Source organism: Glaciecola sp. KUL10 (genome assembly GCF_003203515.1).
Lineage (GTDB): Bacteria > Pseudomonadota > Gammaproteobacteria > Enterobacterales > Alteromonadaceae > Glaciecola.
In genome coordinates this window covers 159,843-181,883 of sequence record NZ_BGNG01000006.1, presented here as the reverse complement: position 1 = coordinate 181,883, position 22,041 = coordinate 159,843, and the positions used below count along the sequence as shown (strand labels likewise).

At 41.7% G+C, this 22,041-nt stretch carries 19 protein-coding genes; 5 read left to right on the top strand and 14 right to left on the bottom strand.

The window, feature by feature from the left end; genetic code table 11:
* Positions 1-16: 16 nt before the first annotated feature.
* From KUL10_RS11955 to typA, 5 genes are all read right to left on the bottom strand, one after another.
* Positions 17-496 carry a MerC domain-containing protein gene (locus tag KUL10_RS11955; RefSeq protein ID WP_110429284.1) on the bottom strand — a complete coding sequence of 160 codons (480 nt, stop codon included), beginning with the start codon at positions 494-496 and terminating at the stop codon, positions 17-19.
* 78 nt (positions 497-574) lie between these two features.
* Positions 575-1,375: a divergent polysaccharide deacetylase family protein gene (locus tag KUL10_RS11950; RefSeq protein ID WP_110429163.1), complete on the bottom strand. Its 801-nt coding sequence runs from the start codon at positions 1,373-1,375 to the stop codon at positions 575-577.
* A 313-nt stretch (positions 1,376-1,688) separates the two neighbouring features.
* Positions 1,689-2,813: a MalY/PatB family protein gene (locus tag KUL10_RS11945; RefSeq protein ID WP_110429162.1), complete on the bottom strand. Its 1,125-nt coding sequence runs from the start codon at positions 2,811-2,813 to the stop codon at positions 1,689-1,691.
* A 98-nt stretch (positions 2,814-2,911) separates the two neighbouring features.
* Complete coding sequence (locus KUL10_RS11940) at positions 2,912-4,861, bottom strand: GGDEF domain-containing protein (RefSeq protein ID WP_110429161.1); 1,950 nt, start codon at positions 4,859-4,861, stop codon at positions 2,912-2,914.
* Between the two features lie 156 nt (positions 4,862-5,017).
* Entirely contained in the window at positions 5,018-6,853 is a 1,836-nt protein-coding gene (typA, locus tag KUL10_RS11935; RefSeq protein ID WP_110429160.1) for a translational GTPase TypA, read from the bottom strand.
* A gap of 462 nt (positions 6,854-7,315) precedes the next feature.
* Between typA and glnA the strand changes: the two genes are divergently transcribed.
* From glnA to glnG, 4 genes are all read left to right on the top strand, one after another.
* Positions 7,316-8,725, top strand: coding sequence for a glutamate--ammonia ligase (glnA, locus tag KUL10_RS11930; protein ID WP_110429159.1), 1,410 nt, complete (start codon positions 7,316-7,318; stop codon positions 8,723-8,725).
* Between the two features lie 129 nt (positions 8,726-8,854).
* The gene (locus KUL10_RS11925) at positions 8,855-9,418 is read left to right on the top strand and encodes a DUF4124 domain-containing protein (RefSeq protein WP_158525377.1); all 564 of its coding nucleotides are present in this window, start codon (positions 8,855-8,857) and stop codon (positions 9,416-9,418) included.
* A gap of 125 nt (positions 9,419-9,543) precedes the next feature.
* The gene (gene glnL, locus KUL10_RS11920; RefSeq protein ID WP_110429157.1) at positions 9,544-10,620 is read left to right on the top strand and encodes a nitrogen regulation protein NR(II); all 1,077 of its coding nucleotides are present in this window, start codon (positions 9,544-9,546) and stop codon (positions 10,618-10,620) included.
* Between the two features lie 2 nt (positions 10,621-10,622).
* Complete coding sequence (glnG, locus tag KUL10_RS11915; protein WP_110429156.1) at positions 10,623-12,032, top strand: nitrogen regulation protein NR(I); 1,410 nt, start codon at positions 10,623-10,625, stop codon at positions 12,030-12,032.
* A 7-nt stretch (positions 12,033-12,039) separates the two neighbouring features.
* On the opposite strand, the gene KUL10_RS11910 is transcribed toward glnG, so the two are convergent.
* The 6 genes from KUL10_RS11910 to panP form a co-directional block, all read right to left on the bottom strand.
* Positions 12,040-12,795 (bottom strand): phosphatase, encoded by a 756-nt coding sequence (locus KUL10_RS11910; RefSeq protein ID WP_110429155.1) that lies wholly within the window; start codon positions 12,793-12,795, stop codon positions 12,040-12,042.
* Between the two features lie 211 nt (positions 12,796-13,006).
* Positions 13,007-14,500 (bottom strand): HAMP domain-containing sensor histidine kinase, encoded by a 1,494-nt coding sequence (locus KUL10_RS11905; RefSeq protein WP_233499800.1) that lies wholly within the window; start codon positions 14,498-14,500, stop codon positions 13,007-13,009.
* A gap of 1 nt (position 14,501) precedes the next feature.
* Positions 14,502-15,221, bottom strand: a complete 720-nt coding sequence (locus KUL10_RS11900) for a response regulator transcription factor (RefSeq protein ID WP_110429154.1) — start codon at positions 15,219-15,221, stop codon at positions 14,502-14,504.
* A 124-nt stretch (positions 15,222-15,345) separates the two neighbouring features.
* Positions 15,346-16,101, bottom strand: coding sequence for a spondin domain-containing protein (locus KUL10_RS11895; protein WP_110429153.1), 756 nt, complete (start codon positions 16,099-16,101; stop codon positions 15,346-15,348).
* Positions 16,102-16,112: 11 nt separating this feature from the next.
* Entirely contained in the window at positions 16,113-16,829 is a 717-nt protein-coding gene (locus tag KUL10_RS11890) for a spondin domain-containing protein (protein ID WP_110429152.1), read from the bottom strand.
* Positions 16,830-16,955: 126 nt separating this feature from the next.
* Positions 16,956-18,578 (bottom strand): pyridoxal-dependent aspartate 1-decarboxylase PanP, encoded by a 1,623-nt coding sequence (gene panP, locus KUL10_RS11885; protein ID WP_110429151.1) that lies wholly within the window; start codon positions 18,576-18,578, stop codon positions 16,956-16,958.
* Positions 18,579-18,829: 251 nt separating this feature from the next.
* On the opposite strand from panP, the gene KUL10_RS11880 reads away from it, so the two are divergent.
* A complete protein-coding gene (locus tag KUL10_RS11880) occupies positions 18,830-19,534 on the top strand; it encodes an EAL domain-containing protein (protein WP_110429150.1) in 705 nt (234 codons plus the stop codon).
* A gap of 2 nt (positions 19,535-19,536) precedes the next feature.
* Here KUL10_RS11880 and KUL10_RS11875 read toward each other — a convergent pair whose 3' ends face one another.
* From KUL10_RS11875 to KUL10_RS11865, 3 genes are read right to left on the bottom strand one after another with little or no spacing between them, the layout of a single operon-like run.
* A complete protein-coding gene (locus KUL10_RS11875) occupies positions 19,537-20,223 on the bottom strand; it encodes a class I SAM-dependent methyltransferase (protein WP_110429149.1) in 687 nt (228 codons plus the stop codon).
* The gene (locus KUL10_RS11870; RefSeq protein ID WP_110429148.1) at positions 20,223-20,993 is read right to left on the bottom strand and encodes an ABC transporter permease; all 771 of its coding nucleotides are present in this window, start codon (positions 20,991-20,993) and stop codon (positions 20,223-20,225) included. The genes KUL10_RS11875 and KUL10_RS11870 overlap by 1 nt, the downstream gene beginning before the upstream one ends.
* Positions 20,993-21,919, bottom strand: coding sequence for an ABC transporter ATP-binding protein (locus tag KUL10_RS11865; protein ID WP_110429147.1), 927 nt, complete (start codon positions 21,917-21,919; stop codon positions 20,993-20,995). Before KUL10_RS11865 ends, KUL10_RS11870 begins: the two co-directional genes overlap by 1 nt.
* Between the last annotated feature and the right edge of the window lie 122 nt (positions 21,920-22,041).

Genomic DNA, 22,041 nt, shown 5'->3' with positions numbered 1-22,041 from the left:
AATCAACCCGGTAATCTTAATTGCAAGCCTCATCTTCGCATGACTTACACTGCTTGCATAAACGAAGGTTTATAACATGAGCCGCGATAATTAACATCGCACCGATAGTAATAGTAAATGGCTCATATTCGTGACCGAAGACGTCTTTATTCCAGTAGATTAAGCCACCCAATACCAAGGAGTAAATAGGGTAAAGTTGCCTGTGGTACTTGTGAAAACCAACAAACAATGCTGCAAATCCAACTAAAATCGAAAAACTGAGTATTGCACGTTCAAACCATACTTCAGCAAAAACACTACTAGCGACAAGCGGCGCGATTGGAAGAAGAATGGGAATGAGCAAACAATGTAAAGCACATATGCTGGAAATCCAAATACCGAGTTTGTCTAACAAGCCATTCGATACAGATGATTTTACAGGCACAACAGAGTCCTCAGCGCTTTTCAGGGCATCAGCGTTAGCAGGTGTTTTTAACTCAGCAGTGTCACAATTCATCAACATACAACTTCGGATTTCAAGGGGCGTTATAGTATAACAATCGCTGCAAAATGCAACATTATTACATAGCTAAATTTACTCAGGAGAAACCATTATTGGTTCATTTCTTGTATTTTCAGCAAACTTCAAATTGTTGGCAGGTCTAAACTTTTGATGGCCCAGATATTCCGAAACTGAGATCAGCTCAACGTCTTTGGGTAAATTAGCTAGCGCATGTTGTAAAAACTCAATTGAGACTGGGTAAGGGTGAGCAATACCAATTGCCCTCCCCTGTCTTCTTGCTTGTTTAATCAGTGTTGAGAGCTGCCTTTTTAGGAAGTCTTCTCGAGGAAAGTGGTCAAGGAAAATATGTCTTTGTGCTGATAATACGCCGGTTTTTTGGGCAATGAGATGAGCGCGTGTAAACTTCGTAGTTCGGCTATCAACGAAAAACAATCCTCTGTCTCGTAAAACATCCATCACCGAAGACATTTGGAGGGTAATTTGGGTCAATTTACTCCCCATATGGTTGTTTACACCGACCGCATCAGGAACACTTCTCAAGGCTTCGGCAAGTGCCTTTTCGACTTCATTTGGATACATTGTAGATAATATCGCGCCATGTCCTAATGCTTTACCATTCAAGGACTCCATTGGCATATGTAACATTACTTCTCGGCTTTGTTGCTTTGCCCAATTAGAAAACCTTGTCGAATAATCAGTGTGAGGAAGGATCGCGAAGGTAACTTTTGAAGGTAACACAAATGCGTCAGCATCAGCAGGCTTGTTGCCAATGTCGTCAATTATGATGGCGATTTGAGCCTTTTTTGTAGCAACGTTTATTACATGCGTGCTATTCAGTTCAGCACAAACCGAAGAGGCAAACACATTTAACATTGATAGGACTATGATAATTAGTTTTAGCACACTATTTTATTTTTATTCTTAGTCTCGTTCAGAATATCAACAGTCTGCAAAAAATGCACCTTTTTTCATTTAAATTAGTCACTTAGATTAATAAGGTCAAGATTAGTAGATGCTATACACAAGAATATAAATTTAATCATAATTTTTTCAATAACTTAAGAATACCAGCATGCAAAAGTATCTAACAAAAAATGTAGGGAAGACACGCCTACATAGTTTAGTATTCTGCGTTCTTAAGCCATAATTAAGTAAAGCGTTGGTGTTTTGACGCCTTGCGCGCCTATCAAGATGAAAGTTTGACGATTGCTTCCTCAAGGTAATCTCTTGAACATCCGAAGTTCAATCTAAAACAGTTGGGCTCACCAAAATCGATCCCCGGAGAAGGTCCCACTCCCTTTTCTTCACACCATTTTTGTGTGTTTTCAACCCCCAAGCCTGAAGCGTCAACCCAAAGCAAAAATGTAGCTTGTGGAGTCATTGCTTTTAAGCCTGGTATCTTATTTATTTCGCGTACCAAATAATCTCTATTTTCTTTCAAGTATGCGAGTTGACCTTGATGCCAATCATCACATTGAGTGAACGCTGCTTCAGTCGCAACTAATCCCATTACATTAACCCAAGGCACGATCCCCCTTGCGGCTTTGTTGAACGCTGCGCGAAGTGGCTTATTCGGAATGATCGCAAATGATGTACCTAACCCTGCGATATTGAAGGTCTTACTGGCCGCCATAAGCGTTATCGAATTGTCTTTTAATTGACGATGTGAAGAGGCCGGTAGGTGCGTCAAATCATCCAAAATTAAATCGCAGTGGATTTCATCAGAGCATAGCTTGACTTGATGTCGTTCACAAATATCAGCAACTCGGTCTAACTCACTCTTGGTCAATACACTGCCCACTGGGTTCATTGGATTGCAAATGATAAACAAACGGGTGTCTGGAAGGCTTGCATACTTCTCAAGCGCATCGAAGTCTAGCGTCATACGACCGTCAATATTGAGAGTACCGACTTCAAGTTTCTTACGTTGATTGATACTGGGAGCAGCTAACAAGGGTGGGTAATTTGGCGTTTGCACAATTACCCCATCACCAGGGTTGCTATACGCTTGAATCGCGACATTGAAAGCAGGCACCACACCCGGTGTCCAAACCACCCAATCACTCTCAATCTCCCAGTCATACTGTTTTTTACACCAACGGATTATCGCATCTACTGAAGGCGTCGCATGGGCTGGCAAGGTGTAACCAAACAATCCGTTTTCGACACGCGTTGTCATGGCGTCCAAAATAGCAGGTGCGCACTCAAATTCAGTATCGGCGATCCACATCGGCAAAATATCAGTGTCTTTATACTTTTCCCATTTATATGCAAAAGTAGATTGGCGAGAAGGTTTTTTAGAAAAATCCATGAATGTTCCGAATCGAGTATCAAAATGCTGGTAAGCAGTGTATGAAATCGAAGTTTAAAAGCAAAGACTTAGAGTTAATAAGTCATGCTAAAAACTGACTAAGTGATCAAGAACTGGTCTCTGCCATCTTGCTTGGCATGATAGAGCATGTTGTCAGCTCGCTTTATTAGTGCTCGAATATCGGCGTCTTTTGATTTATCAAATTCAGCACATCCCATACTAAAACTAAGATAGTAATCTTCGGGAAGCCCTTTGATTTCCATTTCATTCACACTTTTTCTAATTCGTTCAAACACATTTTTAATCTCAGTTGCGCTTACATCTCTCAGTAAAAGAAGCCACTCTTCTCCTCCATAGCGTCCAAAATGGTCATGTCGTCTTATCGATTGATCACATGCTTTAGAGAACCCAACTAATACATTGTCCCCGACCTCATGCCCTAATGTATCGTTAATTTGCTTAAAGTGGTCGAGGTCAATAAGACAAACCGTCGTCTTTTCAAGATCTTTGAGAGAGCGCTTGAATGCCCTTCCAGCAACAGTCAATATTGCTCTTCTATTTGGCGCTTGGGTTAAGTCGTCAATCAACGCCATATCTCGAAAACGATTTCGGTGTTTAACCTGCTTAAACAAAAGCCATAGCACAATGAGAAGCACAAAGGCACATAAAAAGAGAATAATTGCCCATAAGAATTGCATTTCCCGCTGCTGGTTTAACCTTTCTAGATTGTATTGATTCTCGATTGCTAGCGTGCGATTTTGGCTTTCTTTCAGATCTGAATCGAATTGAATCCTAAATTTTTGAACTTGCTCTTGTTGCTCGAGTTCATCGAGCCTATCGCGCTCTTCAATTACTTTCTCTAGGGCAAGATAAGCCTGTTTGTAATTTGCAGACTCAAACATCACTTCAGCCATGACTGAATTAAAAAGCTGTTCAGAATATGAGGAGTTGACATTGCCTAACATCGCTTCAGCCTTTTCTAATAAGCTGATTGCATCTGGAATGTTTTTTATTTTAAGCTTAGCTTCAACCTCGCCAACTAGAGTATTAAAATACATCAGGTTATCACCTGTCTCTGTAAACTTTTGCCGCGCTGCTTGAAACATAGCAATCGCTTTATTGTATTCGCCCAAGGAAATTGCAATATCAGCGAGTGAGGCTTCAGCCCAAGCGACTCCAATGTCGTCGTTTAAGTTTTTACTTATGTCCCTTGCCGCCAACAGACTGGTCTTTGCTAACTCATATTCACTATTACTAATGTGAGCTTCGCCAATGTTAAATAAAATCACAGACCTTGAGAATTCATTACCCGTCTCCTCCGCGAGTTGAAGAGAGTCCGAAAAGTACTCAATGGCCATTTCATAATTACCGAGATCAACGTATAGACTGCCAAGTGAAGAAAGGACGCCACCCAAACTAATCGAATCATCAGAAATAGTGTAATATTCATACGCTTTTTGAAGATATCGAATAGCATCATAAGGTGAATAACTAAGATGATTGCTTGTGCCCAAGGCTTCGTAAATATCACCAAGTAGTTGTGCTGACTCGATATCTTCTGCTGTCTGAAGAAGTAGTTTATGTTTTTCTTTGACAGTCTCAACACCGTTAAAAGGGTAAGTAAAATATAGTGAGGCGAGATCAAGCCTTATGAGATCCTCTTGTTTACCAATTTGCGTAGCAAGTTGGTGTACTTGGGGCCAAGCTTTTTCAGCTCCTGCAAGATTGTCGGTGTAAACTAGCAAGGTAATACGTTTGATGTTCGCCTGCAAAAGTGAGCTTCGCCATCTGTTAGTTTTCGCAACTTCGATTAAATTTTCTAGCGTTTCAATTTTCTTAAGAGGGGAAGATATCGTGTCGTTTTCAATTTCGTCTAAAATTGAAACCAGTTGTGATTCGTTATTAAGCACAAAATTCCCGCGTGCATGGGAAGTCGAAATGAATATGCTAATACCAAACAGCATCGCGATCATGATGTTTCTGAAAGCGATGTCGGCCTTGAACTTAATATGTAAAGTAACCCTTCTTTGCAATTGAGCAAAATCCATGTCTAGTACCCAATAACTATATCGGAACTAGTGATTACTGCTTAAGTATTTAGGTTTATCATTAGTATGAAATAACATACATAACAATAACTTTGAGCAAAAAAAAGCCCAGCTTCCGCTGGGCTTTCAATCGCTTAGCATAAACTTATTATTAGCTTATGATTCTTTTTTACTTGCTCTACCTGCTCGTTTTCTATCACTTTCAGTCAATAGTTTCTTGCGAATACGTATAGACTCAGGTGTCACTTCTACTAATTCATCATCATCGATAAATTCAAGCGCTTGCTCGAGTGTATAAATGATCGGCGGAACAAGTGTTTGCGCTTCATCTGTGCCCGATGCACGAACATTGGTTAGTTGCTTACCTTTCAGGGCGTTTACCGTAAGGTCATTGTCACGGCTATGAATTCCGATCACCATACCTTCATACACTTCTACACCGTGACCGATAAATAAACGACCACGTTCTTGCAGATTAAATAAAGCGTTAGTTAATGCTTTACCAGTTGCATTCGCAATTAATACACCATTCTTGCGCTGACCGATATTTCCACCCTTGTGAGGGCCATAATGGTCAAACGTGTGATACAACAAACCAGAACCAGACGTCATTGTCATGAAATCAGTTTGGAAACCAATTAAACCACGAGAAGGAATCATAAAGTCGATACGGACACGACCTTTTCCATCAGGAGACATATTAGTCATCTCGCCTTTGCGAAGACCAAGTTGCTCCATGATCGACCCTTGATGCTCTTCTTGAACATCAACTGTCAATGATTCATACGGTTCCATCAACACGCCGTCTTCTTCTTTCAAGATTACTTCAGGACGAGAGACTGCAAGTTCGTAACCTTCGCGACGCATATTTTCAATCAAAATGCCTAGGTGGAGTTCACCACGTCCCGACACTCTAAATTTATCTGGATCAGGTGTTTCTTCAACGCGCAACGCAACGTTGTGAACCAACTCATTTTGTAGGCGCTCTAAAATATTTCTAGAGGTGACAAATTTACCTTCTTTACCTGCAAATGGAGAAGTATTAACTTGGAACGTCATGGTAACCGTTGGCTCGTCTACAGAGAGTGCTGGTAGCGCTTCGACATCATTTACGTCACAGATAGTGTCAGAAATTTTCAGCTCTCCAAGGCCTGTGATAGCGATGATATCTCCCGCTTGTGCCTCGTCTACATCATGTCTTTCTAATCCCAAATAACCGAGTACTTTACCAACTTTACCATTACGTTTTTCACCCGCTGCATTGACAACGGTAACCTGCTGGTTAACTTTTACTGTACCGCGACTAATGCGGCCAACACCGATAACACCTACATAAGAGTTGTAATCAAGTTGAGAAATCTGCATTTGGAAGCCACCATTTGGATCAGCGTCTGGCGCAGCAACTTGTTTAACAATCGTTTCAAACAGTGGCGTCATATCGTCACTTGGTGTGTCTGCATCGTTTGATGCCCAACCATTTAAGGCGCTTGCATATACAACTTCAAAATCTAATTGATCGTCTGTCGCGCCAAGGTTATCAAACAAGTCAAAAACTTGGTCCATTACCCAATCTGGACGAGCACCTGGTTTGTCGATTTTGTTGATAACAACAATTGGCTTAAGACCTTGAGCAAAGGCTTTCTGCGTTACAAAGCGCGTTTGTGGCATTGGGCCTTCTTGCGCATCAACTAATAGCAAAACTGAATCTGCCATTGACATTACACGCTCTACCTCACCTCCGAAGTCGGCGTGTCCAGGAGTATCAACAATATTGATTCTGTAGTCGTTCCAGTTGATCGCAGTATTCTTTGCAAGAATGGTGATCCCGCGTTCTTTTTCGATGTCGTTCGAATCCATCACGCGTTCTTCGGCTTCGCCGCGACTCTCTAAGGTTCCTGACTGCTGAAGAAGCTTGTCAACTAATGTGGTTTTTCCGTGGTCAACGTGCGCGATTATCGCGATGTTGCGGAGGTTTTCAATGGATGAAGACATGTATTACTCTCAAAAAAACAAAAAGGGGCTTAGTCCCCCGAAATGATAGGGCGCGGATTGTACAGAAGTATTCGCAATATAGCGAATTTCTTTGTCAATAAAAGTGCAAAAAATCACACAATTGTCATACTTATCAACACATCCTTTTAAATTTCAGGCTCAAACCTAAGACACTGAAGGCACTAAGTAGGTTTTCGTCAGTTTTCGTCTATAGGGCGACAATTTGCTATGTTTAAGACCAGCATCAAAACGCGCACCAAAATAAAACACCACCTCACCATTATGGTGCATTAATATTTGTTTAATTTTCACTTTCTTAATTTTTCTTTATATAAAACAAACACTTTCTATGCACCTTCAAATGGCACAAAAATAGCTTATTGTTTTCAACGTCTAATTCGGATAGTTTGAAGCGCGGTGATAAAGAAGCACCGCTCACGATTTTTTTCAATGGAGGACATCATGTCAATTGAGTCAGCATTAGAGCTAATTAAAGAAAGCGAAGCAAAGTTTGTAGATATGCGTTTTACAGACACAAAGGGTAAAGAGCAGCACGTATCTATCCCTGTTCATCAAGTCGACGAAGACTTTTTTGAAGAAGGTAAAATGTTTGATGGCTCATCAATTGCTGGTTGGAAAGGTATCAACGAATCTGACATGGTGTTAATGCCAGATCCAACAACTGCTGTGTTAGACCCGTTTGCAGAAGAGCCTCAAGTAAACATCACTTGTGACATTCTTGAGCCATCGACGATGCAAGGTTATGACCGTGACCCTCGTTCTGTTGCTAAGCGTGCAGAAGAGTATCTTAAATCTACAGGTATCGGTGATACTGTATTGTTTGGTCCAGAACCAGAATTCTTCCTCTTTGATGACGTTCGTTTCCACACGGATATGTCTGGTTCAATGTACAAAATTGATTCAGAAGAAGCTGCTTGGAACTCTGGCGCAGAGTTTGAAGGCGGAAACAAAGGTCACCGTCCTCGCGTTAAAGGTGGGTACTTCCCAGTAGCGCCAGTTGATTCTGCTCATGATACACGTACAGCAATGTGCCTAGTAATGGAAGAAATGGGCTTAGTGGTTGAAGCACATCACCATGAAGTTGCGACTGCGGGTCAAAACGAAATCGCTTGCCAATTCAACACAATGGTTAAAAAAGCAGACGAAATTCAAATCTATAAGTATGTTGTTCACAACGTGGCTGACGCTTACGGACAAACAGCTACCTTTATGCCTAAGCCTCTAGTCGGCGATAACGGTTCTGGTATGCACTGTCACCAATCAATCGGTAAAGATGGCAAAAACATCTTCGCTGGCGACAGCTATGCAGGTCTTTCTGATGAAGCACTTTACTACATCGGTGGTATCATCAAGCACGCTAAAGCAATCAATGCATTCGCAAACGCGTCAACTAACTCTTACAAGCGTCTAGTACCTGGATTCGAAGCGCCGGTAATGCTTGCATACTCTGCACGTAACCGTTCAGCGTCTATCCGTATTCCTTTTGTAACTAGCGACAAAGCTCGTCGTATTGAAGTTCGTTTCCCTGACCCAACAGCTAACCCATACTTAGCGTTTACAGCAATGTTAATGGCTGGCCTTGACGGGATCAAAAACAAGATTCACCCAGGTGAGTCAATGGACAAAGACTTATACGACTTACCTGCTGAAGAAGCGGCTGCAATTCCACAAGTTGCTAGTTCATTAGAAGAAGCACTTGCTGCACTAGATGCAGACCGTGAATTCTTGACTGCTGGTGGCGTCATGAGCGACGACATGATCGATGCATACATTGCACTTAAAGCTGAAGAAGTTGAAAAACTTAACATGACGACTCACCCAGTTGAGTTTGAAATGTATTACAGCGTATAAGACTAAGTTTATGATGTAAGCGTCGCTCAAAGTGGCACTTACTTATTAAATAAGATACCAAGCCCGTGATCATCACGGGCTTTTTTTATGCTAGTCTATTATCAAGCGTTTCATCTTGGAGTTATTCCTGTGGCACAAAAAAAGAGCACGTGTTTTGGATTGAGAAATCTTAAAAACCTTGTGATATTGGTCGCTTTAGCTAGCACCAACATTGTGCAAGCTCAGGAGATTTATAAAAAGATAAATGCCGACGGCTCAGTGACTTTTTCAGACAAACCATTTGATGGGGCTCAGCAAGTTGATTTAAGTAATGGCGCAAGTACTATTATTCCCGCGCAAGCAAGCCCTATCAATACGCCTAAACACGCGCCAACAGTGACACAAAAAATTCCTGTGCTCACTATTGAAAGCCCGAAACACCAAGCTACAATCCGCAGCAATACTGGCAAGGTTCACATCGTTGCCAATATGGAACCTAAAATATCGGGTCGATTCTTACTGCGCTTGAGAGACCGAACATTAGAGTCTACAAGTGGTACTTTCAGCTTAGATGGTTTAGACCGAGGAACATATCCCTACCAAATCAATTTTGTTGATAATAAGGGCAAGGTAATTGCATCATCCCCTACACAACGATTTTATTTGCACAAAAATTCAATAATCAAAAAGCCTTTGGTTCAAACTAACCCTTAGTAACTATAAGCTTCTGATTTACATAAGTTAATTATTTATGTTTTAAATTGGTTTTTAGGCGTCTAAACATCACAACAAACCTGCCGACCCATTTTGGTGCAATTGAAATTAGGTGACTCAAAAAGATGCAAAATAATAGTTTAGACTTAGAACACATTGTTAGTTTGTTAAAGACTTCGGTGTTTGTTCTTGATCAGTCTTTCACTATACATTTTACTAATGACGCGGGGCTAGCTCTATTAGAAACAGGTAGAAGTCAAACTAAAGATCGTCCATTTAATGACTTTTTTATTGATGATGGCTTCGATAAAGAAAAGTTCGATTCTGCATTTGTTAATCATGAAGACTTTATCGAAACTGAAGCACAACTATGTTTGAAAGACGGAAAATGCTTTCTAGCAGACGTCACCGTCACGTTTATAGTGGACAAAGACATCCCACTCATGGTGCTCGAAGTTCGACAAATAGACAAACAGCGTAAAATTACACAAGAAACCCAACAACACGCACAGCAACAGGCAGCAAAAGAGCTTGTCAGAGGACTGGCACACGAAATAAAGAATCCACTTGGCGGTATTAGAGGTGCGGCTCAATTACTTCAAAAAGAGTTGGCAACTGACGATCAAAAAGAATTTACACAAATGATTATCGAACAGTCTGATCGTTTAAGAAATCTAGTCGATCGCCTTTTAGGTCCCAATTCGGTGCCGCAAAAACGTTGGCAGAATATTCATGAAGTCATTGAGAAAGTAAGGTCTGTAATAGACGTTGACGTGAGTCACAACATTGATGTTCGCAGAGACTACGATCCCTCATTACCTGACTTAATGATCGACCAAGATATGATTCAGCAGGTTTTGCTCAACATTGCCCGAAATAGTATGCAAGCCCTAAAATCATCACAGACTGAGAACGCACGAATTACATTTAAAACACGAATTGAGCGACAAATTGTGATTCAACAAAAACAATATCCCATTGTTTTGGTGATCAGCATCATAGATAACGGCCCAGGTATCCCACCAGCATTAAAAGATACCCTGTTCTACCCTATGGTGACCTCTAAATCGAACGGTAGCGGTTTAGGTTTATCAATCGCACAAACCTTAGCAGAACATCATAACGGAAAAATAGATGTCGAAAGTTTTGTGGGACATACCGAATTTAAAATTTATTTACCTATTACAAAAAGAGTATTGTAAAAATGAACGAACCAGTATGGATAGTAGATGACGACAGTTCTATCAGATGGGTTCTGCAAAAGGCATTGCAGGCCGCAAAAATCGCCTGTGTAAGCTTTGAAAATCCACAGGATGTGTTACTTCAAATTGAATCTGGGCAAGCGCCACAGGTAATAATATCAGATGTTCGCATGCCGCAAATGGATGGCATGACCTTATTGACACACGTGCATGAGCATTTACCCGATTTGCCCGTGATCATCATGACCGCCCATTCCGATTTAGACAGCGCAGTTAACGCCTATCAAGGCGGTGCATTTGAATATTTGCCAAAGCCATTTGATGTTGATGATGCCATCACTCTGACCAAGCGCGCGCTAGAACACGCCAAAGAACAAACCAAATTAAAGCAAACTGAAGTCCAAAACCCAGCTTCAGAAATCATTGGTGAAGCACCTGCTATGCAAGAGGTATTCAGAGCAGTCGGTAGATTATCAAGGAGCTCAATTAGTGTACTCATAAATGGTCAGTCAGGCACGGGTAAAGAGCTTGTAGCGCATGCATTGCATAAGCACAGTCCACGCTCGGCAAATACCTTTGTTGCATTAAATATGGCTGCGATTCCTGCCGACTTGATTGAATCAGAATTATTTGGTCACGAAAAAGGTGCATTTACCGGTGCCGCCGCCGCAAGACAAGGGCGCTTTGAACAAGCTAACGGTGGTACGCTATTTTTAGATGAAATCGGAGACATGCCACTTGATGTGCAAACTCGACTACTAAGAGTATTAGCCGACGGCCAATTTTATCGTGTTGGTGGGCACAATCCGGTCAGTGTGGACGTCAGAATTATCGCGGCAACCCACCAGAATTTAGAGAAGCAAGTCACATTAGGCAAGTTTAGAGAGGATTTGTATCACCGCTTAAACGTAATTCGCATTCATATACCATCATTAAATGAAAGACGCGAAGACATTCCACTGCTCGCCCAGCATTTTCTTGCTAAAGCAGGCAAAGAGTTAGGAGTCGAAGTAAAAATACTCAGCAAAGCTGCCGAGAAGATGCTCTGTCAATTACCCTGGCCGGGTAACGTGAGGCAACTCGAAAACACTTGTCGATGGTTAACCGTGATGGCAAGTGGGCAAGAAATTCTGCCAAACGACTTACCTCAAGAGTTGATGCATCAACCCGAGGAAGTCGAAGTACAAGGTCAGTCCAATGACTGGAAAGCCTTACTTTCACAGTGGGCCGATTATCAACTTAATGCGGGTCAGAATGACATTTTAGATACAGCGCTTATTAGCTTTGAAAAAGTGCTTCTTGAGCGAGCCTTAGCGCACACTCATGGTCACAAACAAGAGGCAGCTAAACGTCTCGGTTGGGGAAGAAATACTCTCACTCGTAAGCTTAAAGAGCTGAACGTAGAGGCCTAGCCTAGTATTATGTGTGGCTTGCAGACCAGTCTGCAAGCTCAACCGCAACAGACTTTCCATGCTCCCCCAAAAACCTTAAAAAGCGTTCAGCGTTCTGATTAACTATGCGTGATTCGGGAAATCCAATTTGCTTGGCGATTTCGATACTCTCAGTAAACTCCCCCAAATGATGCGCAATGTGAGCATCACTTGAAAAGACGACTTTCCAATCATGTTTATCGATGCATTCCATAATTGCTTTGCAGTTCTTTTCACTACCTGCTCTGCTATGGGTAAGTGAACTATTATTTATTTCAACAAGCACGTTTAAATCTTTCGCTGCCTTTATCACTTCATCATGATGAAATGGGTAATTGGGGTTGCCTAAGTGCCCTAGTATTTGGCAATGACCGGTCTTCATACTGTTAATAATCGCTCGTGTATGTTCTTTTTTTGAGCCTGGTGTAAATACAGGTTCATGAAAACTGGCTATCGCGAAGTCTAGGTAGCTAAGCATCCCCTCTGGGATATCCAAGCCCCCACTTGGTTCTCTTATATTGGCTTCGATACCTTTTAAAATAGCAATACCATCAATAATTCTAGGGATGACTTTGCGGTTTCCGAAGTGCCATGGGTGAGGAGAATCTGGCATATCGGGGCCATGCTCAGTTAAAGAGAACATTTGCATGCCTTTCCGTTTTGCTTCTGCAACGTACTCACCTAAGGTACTGTAGGCATGGGTACTGGCAATGGTATGGCTATGAGTGTCGACGAATATTTGCATTTCACTCTCTCAAGTAAAGGATTAACTAGCGATACGTAGAATAACTGTTTATGCAGTAATCTTCATGAACAAATAATGACAGTGTAGGATCAGTTCAAATAAAGCCGATATATTTAGTTATTTGATTTAAACAAGCACAACAAGCGTACTGTTGTGCTTTTATGTAAAGTAGATTTTAGTCTGAAATTAGTGATGAAATGCGAAGTTATACTTATGGTTTTATTTGAGACAAACTAAAACTAAAACTCGTGCCTTTGCCTAACTCACTGCTGACTTCTAGTTTTGAATCTAAAAGTATCATGAGCTTTTGGCAAATCGCCAAACCTAGGCCCGCATGAAGCTGAGCATCGTCTTCTTTATTCGATGCTTGATAGCGCGCATCAAAGATATAGTTAAGTTCTTTTTCGCTGATCCCTACACCGGTATCTTTGACTTCTACCACCAGCTCTTCGTTTCGTTCCAATACGTTGATATTGATAGACCCACCTGCATGAGTATGTCTAATTGCATTTTCTATAAGGTTTGTAAGCACTCGCTCCAATTTGCCGATATCAGCGTAGACATAAGCGTTTTGATTGCCTGCATTTACGTTTATTTTAAGGTCTTTATTTTCAGCCTTAAAAGTAAACTTAGCAGCGATATCGTGCAGTAATTCAGCTAACACAATAGACTCTTTTTTAAGAGTAACGTGACCGCCTTCTAAATATGCCAATTCAAAAATTTGGTCAATCAAGTGCTTCAAATTATGTAAATTTTTAAGCGAGATTTGCATAAATTCAGCACGTTCTTCTGGACTTATTTGCTCGCCTTTTAATGCAAGCGTTTCGATAAAGCCTTGTAGATTAGCCAGCGGAGTGCGAAGGTCATGCGACAAGTCAGCCAGCATGGTTTTGCGTGCTAGGTCAGTTTGCTTAAGCTGTCGAAGCTGCATATCGATATGCTCAATCATCTGATTAAACGAGTTACCCAAGCGTTGTACTTCGTTGCGACTGTCATCTTTCCATGGACGTGTCTCAATGCCCGCTTTTGACAAATCAAAGCCACCCGCTCTGAATTGGTCCATATCGTCAGATAATTGCTTTAAAGGCGCTGTAAAGAACCTGAATAGTAATAACAAAGCAAACAACAAAAATAATGAACCCGCAACGATAATCAGCACTAGATATTGAACACCTCGGCTACGTTTCAGATTTTGTGCGATAGTGTCATACCGTTCACCACCTATAATCACATACAAATAACCTTGCAATTGGTCGTTGTTGTATACCGCTTCAGCAGAAAAGATTTTTTGCTTGTCCAATGATTTAGGATCGTCCCCCACGATAGGCATTGTCGCGGTGCCATTGATGAATTCTTTAACTGGCGCTAAATCAATTTTATCTAAAGCGACTTCACCTATGTCTTTAGAATATGTTTTGATAACCCCTTGAGGATCGACAAAATAGAATTCAAAACTAGGCCCAAGTACCATTAAGGTATGAAATAGATTCTTAAGTGCATCGTAATCGTACACGCCTGTCTGAAGAATCGGGTTGTCGTGCACCAAATGTTTCGCTAAATCGATATGCAATCGCTGAGAACTTTCGTTTTTCATAGTGTCGTTAACTTCTGTCGACGCAACCATAAACAAACTAAGGATAATCAAGAACCCAGCGACTAACGATACGGATAAGCGCTGATAGAAACACAGTCTAATCGGCCACATACTAACTTGCCTTGTGTTGCGTGTTAAATTTATACCCTACGCCCCATACAGTTTGAACGTATTGAGGATCGGTAGCACTATGTTCTACCTTTGCGCGCAAGCGATTAATATGTGAATTAACCGTATGCTCATAACCTGAGTGTTGATAACCCCAAACAGACTCTAATAACTGCGTGCGTGAAAATACTTGATTGGGGTGCCCCATCAAGTGATAAAGCAAGTCAAATTCAGTAGCGGTCAAATCTAAAGGCTCGCCATTACGAGTTGCTTCGCGGGTTTGCTGGTTAATTAGCAGCTCACCACTCGAAATAATGTTACTGGGTTGTGCATGGTGATTATTTGCCTGTTGCAACAAATGCGCTTTTCGTATTTGAGAGCGCACACGAGCTTGTAACTCTCTAATGCTAAACGGTTTAGTCATGTAATCGTCAGCACCTAATTCTAGCCCTAAGACTCTATCAGTTTCAGAGTTTTTTGCAGTCAGCATTACGATTGCTTGTTCTGGTTTACTGTCACGTACTTTGCGACATATATCAAGGCCATTCATTGAAGGAAGCATGACATCTAACAATATTAAGCTGTACTCTTTTTCTAAGGCTGCGTTACAACCAGCTTGACCATCAGCAAAATGATCAATGGACAATCCGAGTTCGCTTAAATTAACTTTAATGAGGGTTGCGATATCGAGGTCATCTTCTACGACAAGAACGTTATCAGCCATTCTTTTCTCCTTAAAAATATTGGCAGTTGAAGCAAAGCAACAACTGCCAACATCTTATCAATGATAGTTAAACTGCACTATCATTTTGACTACCACCAAAAGAGTGACAAGTAATGCGCAGGGCTTACTGCATTCTAGTCACTGTCACTCTTACCGATGGATTATCAAACTTATGAGCAGCGGTCAGTACAGATGAATCTAAACCGTCGTCAGATGTCACTGCACCTTGATGGAAATAAACAATACCGCGACCGCTGCGTGTTGGGTTGTAGCCTTCACCGCCATCAGCAGGACCTGGAATAGTGCCCGCCGCTTCGTTATTCATTTCCGTACCTGCGTCAAGTGTGGGGAGGACAGTCGTCCATGACATCCCCGCTTCACTCAAACTTCCAAGGTTATATGCATCAAGACCGGCAAAAGCGTCATTTGTATTCACCAGCATGGTTGCAAATGATAAAAGTGCGTCTTCTTTATCAACCACGGTGATTTCAATTGTCTCGCTATTACCTGGACCAATTGGGGCTGCACCACCCGCTGTCGCCAAAGCACCGCCAGTCGCTAACAAGCCCGAGTTGTCGCCACCTTCAGCTAATTGTTCCAGCTCAACACTCGCAGCCTGACCGACATACCAGAGGTTACCGGATTCGTGAGCAACCACGGCAACAGGTGATAAAGGTTGTGCAGCGGTCATATTTGTCACCGTTACTTGGTAAACAAAATTAACAGGTTCTGGCACTGGCGCGGGTACTTCCACTTCAACTATTCGGTCGACAGGTACTTCAACTTCAACAAATTCTTTTTCGTCTGAACAAGCACTTATTGCAGCAATTGATAAAGCTAGCAGCCCTAACTTAAATATATTTTTGCTTTGTAATTTCATGATAAGTCTCCTTAGCTAACTGTAATTGTGACCTTAGCTACAGGGTTTAACCAACGGTGAACAGTATTGGCAACATCGCTTGCACCACCAGTTGGATCAGCATCACCAATATTACCTGGATGAATGTGAACAGTATCGTTAGTAATAGCCGAAGACACGCCACTTCCGCCAGTGCCTAACAGAGGATCAAGTGGTGGTGGAACTGGCATACCTGGCGCACCTGGTGCACCGCCGCCACGCAATTCGTCATTGGCTTCTGTACCTGCATCATATGCATTTAGATACACCGTATAAGTGCCTGCTTCAGTCGGGATCTGCCAGTTATCAAGACCAACAAACCCGTCGTTTGAAGGTAAAATCATCGCGACTATTGATAACACTGAGTTGCCATCGTCATTTGTTAATGTTGCTGTTGTTGTAGCAGTTGGACCTAAAAGGCCGCCCGCAGGGTTTGCAACTACATTTGCATTGATACTAGTTGCAATGCCAGCTAAACCTGCCAAGCTTCCGCCTTCAGCCATTTCTTGAAGCTCTGGTGTAGCTTCTTCGCCGATCTCGAACAGACTTGCATCAGGTGTATGAGCAACAACTGCTAAGGGAGTAAAATAAATGCCTGCCGTTAAGTTTTGAATGGTAATTTCAAGATCTGCTGCAAATGATGCAGATGAAGCAACCGCTAGACCACTTGCCAGCGCGATTGATTTAGTAATACGTGTAAGTGTTGTCATGATTTTTCCTCGTTAGTTGTTTGACTAGAACACGAGAAAAAGTATGCGCGGGAGTTATCCCGAAAGTATCACAAAAGGTTTACAATTGAGTACCAAGTTAATGGTTTAGTTATCACTATTTGAAACTTAAGCGATGGCTTCAAATATTTCTTCGCTAAGCTTCAACCAAGTTGCGTGTTTGCTAGCAAGCTCAACTTGTTCTTCTAGAATTTGCTCTAAATGCTCATGCGTGGTTAACGGGTTTGCCAATACCACCCTAAACACAGTAATCACTTGACCGTGGTAGCGCTCGACTTCGATACGCGTTCTTGAAACAAATGACTTTCCAGCTTCACGTTGTTGTTTTTGAATGGAGACTGTGAGGGTGTTGAGTTCATTATTGATTCGCTCGATATCTACGGTAGTGAATTTATCTAGATTGACTAAACTGGCAGGTCTCAAGCGATATGTAAGCAGTGATAAAGTCGGCTTCGTCACCAACTCAAACATATTGTGATTTTCTATCATTTGAGCAAAATGCTTGGCTTGCTCAATGCATTTGTTGATCAAAAGCTCATATCCCTTGCGCCCGAAAATATGCAAGGATGAATACACCATCATCGCCATGCCATTTCGTGACCCTTCTAAGGTAGTTGCGCCTAAGTCTTTTGAACCGTGTCGCAAAATATATTGCGCATGGTGGCGCACAGCATTACTGTTTTCTGGATCTTTAAACAACACCATTCCAGCCCCCATCGGTACATACATTTGCTTATGCGCATCAATAGTAACCGAATCGGCTCTTTCTATACCGTTGAGAATACCGCGATATTTTTCAGAGAAAAGCGTTGCACCACCCCACGCGGCATCGACATGAAACCAACAACCGAGCTCTTCAGCGACATCAGCTAGTTCATTTAACGGGTCGACATGTCCCGTTTCAGTCGTACCCGCGACTCCTACAATTGCTAGTAGCTTATTACCACTTGCTTGATATGCCTTGCCCAACGCTAAGGCTTGTTTTGGGCACAGGGTTTGTGTTGGGCTTTGTACAGTGAGCATGTTGTCGCGGCCAATGCCTAATACATCAACTGTTTTGGAAAGTGAGTAATGCCCACGATTAGAAGACATAATTCCTAGATTTTTAATACCGTAATGACGATAAGCGGCGGCTAAGCCCTCTTTTGCAACCCCTTTAAAAATGCCATTGGCGCTTAAACATTTGTTTCGAGCTACCCAAAGCGCGGTGATGTTTGCAATGGTCCCGCCTGAACAAAAGGCGCCAAGTGCATGTTTCGCGCTATGTAAGTGTGCTTCATAGAAACTACCCTCACGCTGATAGATTAAGTTATGTAGCATACCAAGCGTTTGCCTTTCTAGCGGCGTAAACGCTTTTGACGTTTCGATTTTAACTAGGTTTTGATTCAAGCCCACCAGTAGTTTGGCAAGCGTAAGATGAAAATAAGGTAAGGCAGAGGTCATATGGCCAATAAACGTTGGCGAATAGGTGTTGACCGAGTGAGAAACCAGTTTATCAAGCAAATTCTCGGCATGCGTCGAGACAAACTCCGGGGAATCAGGCACGTGAGCGTCAAAGAAATCTTGTTCAATCTCTTCCAAAGACGTTTTCTTTGTAACCACATGTTGAGACAGGAAGTCTGAAATATTGTCAGACAAATGTTGCTCAATCTTGGTTAGCGTTGAATCATTGTGCTCGGGTTTTGTGAATACCCGATACAAATGGTCAAGGCTTACCTCTGCTTTAGCCAAATTGAAATACCACCTGAAAACTTAGATCACGAAATTCTACATGAAGATAGTACTTTTACCAAAATATAAAATAATGGTTCACATACACCTATCGTCTATTGTCGGATTTGATTGGTAAATAACTGGAGTTACCCTAACAATAATGAATAGATAGACCTATGTATTGCTTTGTATACTTTTTAAACCATAAGTGAGTGGTTTAATTAAGAATGTTGCCGATAAAGGGGTAACAGTCAGAAAGCGGAATTATAATGCACCAACGTCTTGTCACCTCAGAGTTTGCGATTGAACGAGTTGTTCCGTTCTTCCAACCAATTATTGATTTAAAGTACAATACGGTTTGGCGTTATGAGTGTTTGGCTAGGTTAGTAACAGAGTCTGACCACATTTTTCTCCCATCAGAGTTTCTTTATATCGTTGATCGCGAAAAAGCAAACATTGAACTAACTCACCATATCTATGCTTTGGGTCATCAGTACCTTTCTTCTCATCAGATGCCGTGGAGCATTAACTTATCATCGGCTGACCTACGTGATGAAAACATGGTTGATTGGCTCGTAAACGAATGCAAACAAAGAGATAACGACCTATTTGGTATTGAAGTGTCCATAGATGATGCACTTGACTCTATCCAAGTGATTGAAAGGCTAGTTGCTCAATGTAAAAACTTGAGTATTAGTATCGACGATATCGAGTCAGCAGATTCAGAACTCGAAAAACTACTTAAAATTGGGGTCGATGCTTTAAAAATCAGAGGGAGTGTTTCTAATAATGTCCACGATGAAGCGGCTAGACTGTCACAAATCATACCATTAGTGGCCTTGTGCAAACGGTATCAAACCAAATTAGTTGCAGAACATATCGAAGACAGCGAAACGCTTGCAGAATTAAGCGAACTGGGCATTCGTTACGGACAAGGCTTCTTTTTTAACAGCCCTGCCGCAACTGTCTCATAGACTTAACGAGTCACTAACTGCCAACATTTTTGCCCACCGCCGAGGTATTTACGCTCGAAAGGCGTAATGGGGCTTGTAGTTATCTCATGTATATCTGACTGGATATTGTAAGCCTGTAAGGCTAGTTGGAACTCTTCTAGGTATAACCGCCAGTTGCTGCGCACTTCCCATTTTTTGCCACAAGATATCATTGACTTAAAAGAAGCAGATGCATGCCAACGTTTTTGTAGTTGAGATTTTTTAGGGTATGGATTGGGGTAAAGCAAGTATTGCGATACTACGTTCCATTTTGCTTGAGGTAGATAATCTGCAAGCAAACGCCAAAAGTCTTCTAAGTCAGCTTGTAAAATCAAATGATTATTCTGCGTATTAGAAGAAGAATCAACAAAGCCTTTTTCGTAGTGTTGGTTTTTATTTAGCCTTAGCGCTGACTTATCAATGCCTATGATTCGTTTATCCGCGTGCATACTTGCAAGATGCAAAGTGCTTTCACCCACTCCACAACACGCATCCAAAATAACCTCGCCTTGCCAGTCAGCAAGCCAGTCTATGGTTTGGTCAAATGCTGCCTTTGTGTGTTGAGCAATAGGTTTTAAGTTGTCGCTTTTTTTATACTTTTGCACCACTGAAAGTAAGTCTTCATGCGGCGCAACTTGATTAGTCGTTATTTTACGAGGTTCAGCAAACATTAAGTTCGTATACCTGTGCCTCTGTTTAACAATGTATAGGCAACCGTAAACAAAATCACATTAAAACCAATAAGCAAGCCAAGTGCATAAACATAATTAATGTCAGAGCTTCCCAAGTAACCGTATCGAAAGCCATTTACCATATAAATAATGGGGTTTGCTTGACTGATTGTTTGCCAAATCTCAGGCAACTTTTCGATCGAGTAGAACACACCACCTAAATAGGTCAAAGGCGTTAACACAAAGGTCGGGATGATACTGATATCATCAAAGGTCTTAGCAAAAATTCCGTTTATCAAACCGGCTGTTGCGAATAGTGTAGAGGTCAGTATTAGCGTAACGATCACTACCGCGTAGTTGTAGATATCTATATCAACAAAAAACGTTGATACGATGGTCACTATCACGCCAATAATCATGGCGCGCGCTACACCACCGCCGACAAACCCCATAATCACTACCCATGTAGGAACGGGTGCGACAAGCAATTCTTCTACATTGCGTTGAAACTTAGCACTAAAAAAAGACGAAGAAACGTTTGAGTACGAATTGGTAATGATAGACATCATAATCAAGCCGGGCACGATGAACGTCATATAATCAAACCCGCCCATTTCACTGATTCGGCTACCGATGACGTTTCCAAAAATAACAAAATACAAGGACATAGTGATCGCAGGCGGAACAAGCGTTTGCACCCAAATACGCAAAAAACGAGTACACTCTTTAATCCAAATAGTGGATAAAGCGGTCATATTTCGACTAGCCATTATGCTTTGTCCTTATTTTGATTGGATTCGACAAGCTTAACGAATAGCTCTTCAAGCCTATTAGATTTATTGCGCATGCTTTGCACCTTTATTTTTTGTTGGCTGAAGTACTCAAAGACTGCACTGAGCCCTTTTTCTTTGTGTACATCAACTTCTAATGTTGTGTCGTCAAGCGCGCGCGTTTCAAAGCCTTCAATGCTGATATCATTTGCGCCTTCGCTTAAATCAAAAACGAAGGTTTCGATGTTCAAAGTGGCAAGCAAGGCTTTCATGCTAGTGTTTTCAACAATTTGACCTTTGTCGATAATCGCAATATTACGGCAAAGCATCTCGGCTTCTTCTAAATAATGAGTGGTCAGAATGATGGTGATCCCTTGCTCATTTATTTGTTTCAAAAAAGCCCACATCGAACGGCGAACCTCGATATCAACTCCTGCGGTGGGTTCGTCAAGTATCAGCATTTTAGGTTCATGCATTAACGCGCGCGCAATCATTAGTCGACGCTTCATTCCACCTGAAAGTGTTCTGGCTGCTGAGTTGCGTTTATCCCATAAATCAAGCTGTTTAAGGTATTTCTCAGCACGTTCTTTTGCGATGCCTCTTGGCACTCCGTAATAACCGGCCTGATTGATGACGATTTGCAGTAGGGTTTCAAACTGGTTGAAATTAAACTCTTGGGGCACCAATCCAATACAACTCTTAGCATTAACTAAGTCGTGCTCTAAGGAATGACCAAAAATATTAACTTCGCCCTTAGATTTATTTACCAAAGAGCTAATCACACCTATGGTCGTTGATTTTCCTGCGCCGTTGGGGCCTAACAAAGCAAAGAAATCACCCTCTTCCACTGCTAAATCTATCCCTTTGAGCGCATAAACGCCGCCCGAATAGACTTTTTCCAAGCCTTTTATATCTAATGCTTTCATTGAATTCTCGTAGTACGGTAAGAAATGGCCAGAAAATAAGCCTGCGAGTGAATATATAGGAACAAAGCCGTATATTTCAATCTTTGAAACGAGTTTTTTGGCCCAAGCGAATATTTAGTCGC

Excerpts from the sequence above, each read along its gene's own strand:
- KUL10_RS11890 (WP_110429152.1), bottom strand. The coding sequence starts at position 16,829 with ATGACAACACTTACACGTATTACTAAATCAATCGCGCTGGCAAGTGGT.
- KUL10_RS11950 (WP_110429163.1), bottom strand. The coding sequence starts at position 1,375 with ATGTTAAATGTGTTTGCCTCTTCGGTTTGTGCTGAACTGAATAGCACG.
- KUL10_RS11910 (WP_110429155.1), bottom strand. The coding sequence starts at position 12,795 with ATGCAAATATTCGTCGACACTCATAGCCATACCATTGCCAGTACCCAT.
- KUL10_RS11870 (WP_110429148.1), bottom strand. The coding sequence starts at position 20,993 with ATGGCTAGTCGAAATATGACCGCTTTATCCACTATTTGGATTAAAGAG.
- glnA (WP_110429159.1), top strand. The coding sequence starts at position 7,316 with ATGTCAATTGAGTCAGCATTAGAGCTAATTAAAGAAAGCGAAGCAAAG.
- KUL10_RS11895 (WP_110429153.1), bottom strand. The coding sequence starts at position 16,101 with ATGAAATTACAAAGCAAAAATATATTTAAGTTAGGGCTGCTAGCTTTA.
- typA (WP_110429160.1), bottom strand. The coding sequence starts at position 6,853 with ATGTCTTCATCCATTGAAAACCTCCGCAACATCGCGATAATCGCGCAC.
- KUL10_RS11865 (WP_110429147.1), bottom strand. The coding sequence starts at position 21,919 with ATGAAAGCATTAGATATAAAAGGCTTGGAAAAAGTCTATTCGGGCGGC.
- glnG (WP_110429156.1), top strand. The coding sequence starts at position 10,623 with ATGAACGAACCAGTATGGATAGTAGATGACGACAGTTCTATCAGATGG.
- KUL10_RS11875 (WP_110429149.1), bottom strand. The coding sequence starts at position 20,223 with ATGTTTGCTGAACCTCGTAAAATAACGACTAATCAAGTTGCGCCGCAT.
- KUL10_RS11955 (WP_110429284.1), bottom strand. The coding sequence starts at position 496 with ATGAATTGTGACACTGCTGAGTTAAAAACACCTGCTAACGCTGATGCC.
- glnL (WP_110429157.1), top strand. The coding sequence starts at position 9,544 with ATGCAAAATAATAGTTTAGACTTAGAACACATTGTTAGTTTGTTAAAG.
- KUL10_RS11940 (WP_110429161.1), bottom strand. The coding sequence starts at position 4,861 with ATGGATTTTGCTCAATTGCAAAGAAGGGTTACTTTACATATTAAGTTC.
- KUL10_RS11900 (WP_110429154.1), bottom strand. The coding sequence starts at position 15,221 with ATGGCTGATAACGTTCTTGTCGTAGAAGATGACCTCGATATCGCAACC.
- KUL10_RS11945 (WP_110429162.1), bottom strand. The coding sequence starts at position 2,813 with ATGGATTTTTCTAAAAAACCTTCTCGCCAATCTACTTTTGCATATAAA.
- KUL10_RS11905 (WP_233499800.1), bottom strand. The coding sequence starts at position 14,500 with ATGTGGCCGATTAGACTGTGTTTCTATCAGCGCTTATCCGTATCGTTA.
- KUL10_RS11880 (WP_110429150.1), top strand. The coding sequence starts at position 18,830 with ATGCACCAACGTCTTGTCACCTCAGAGTTTGCGATTGAACGAGTTGTT.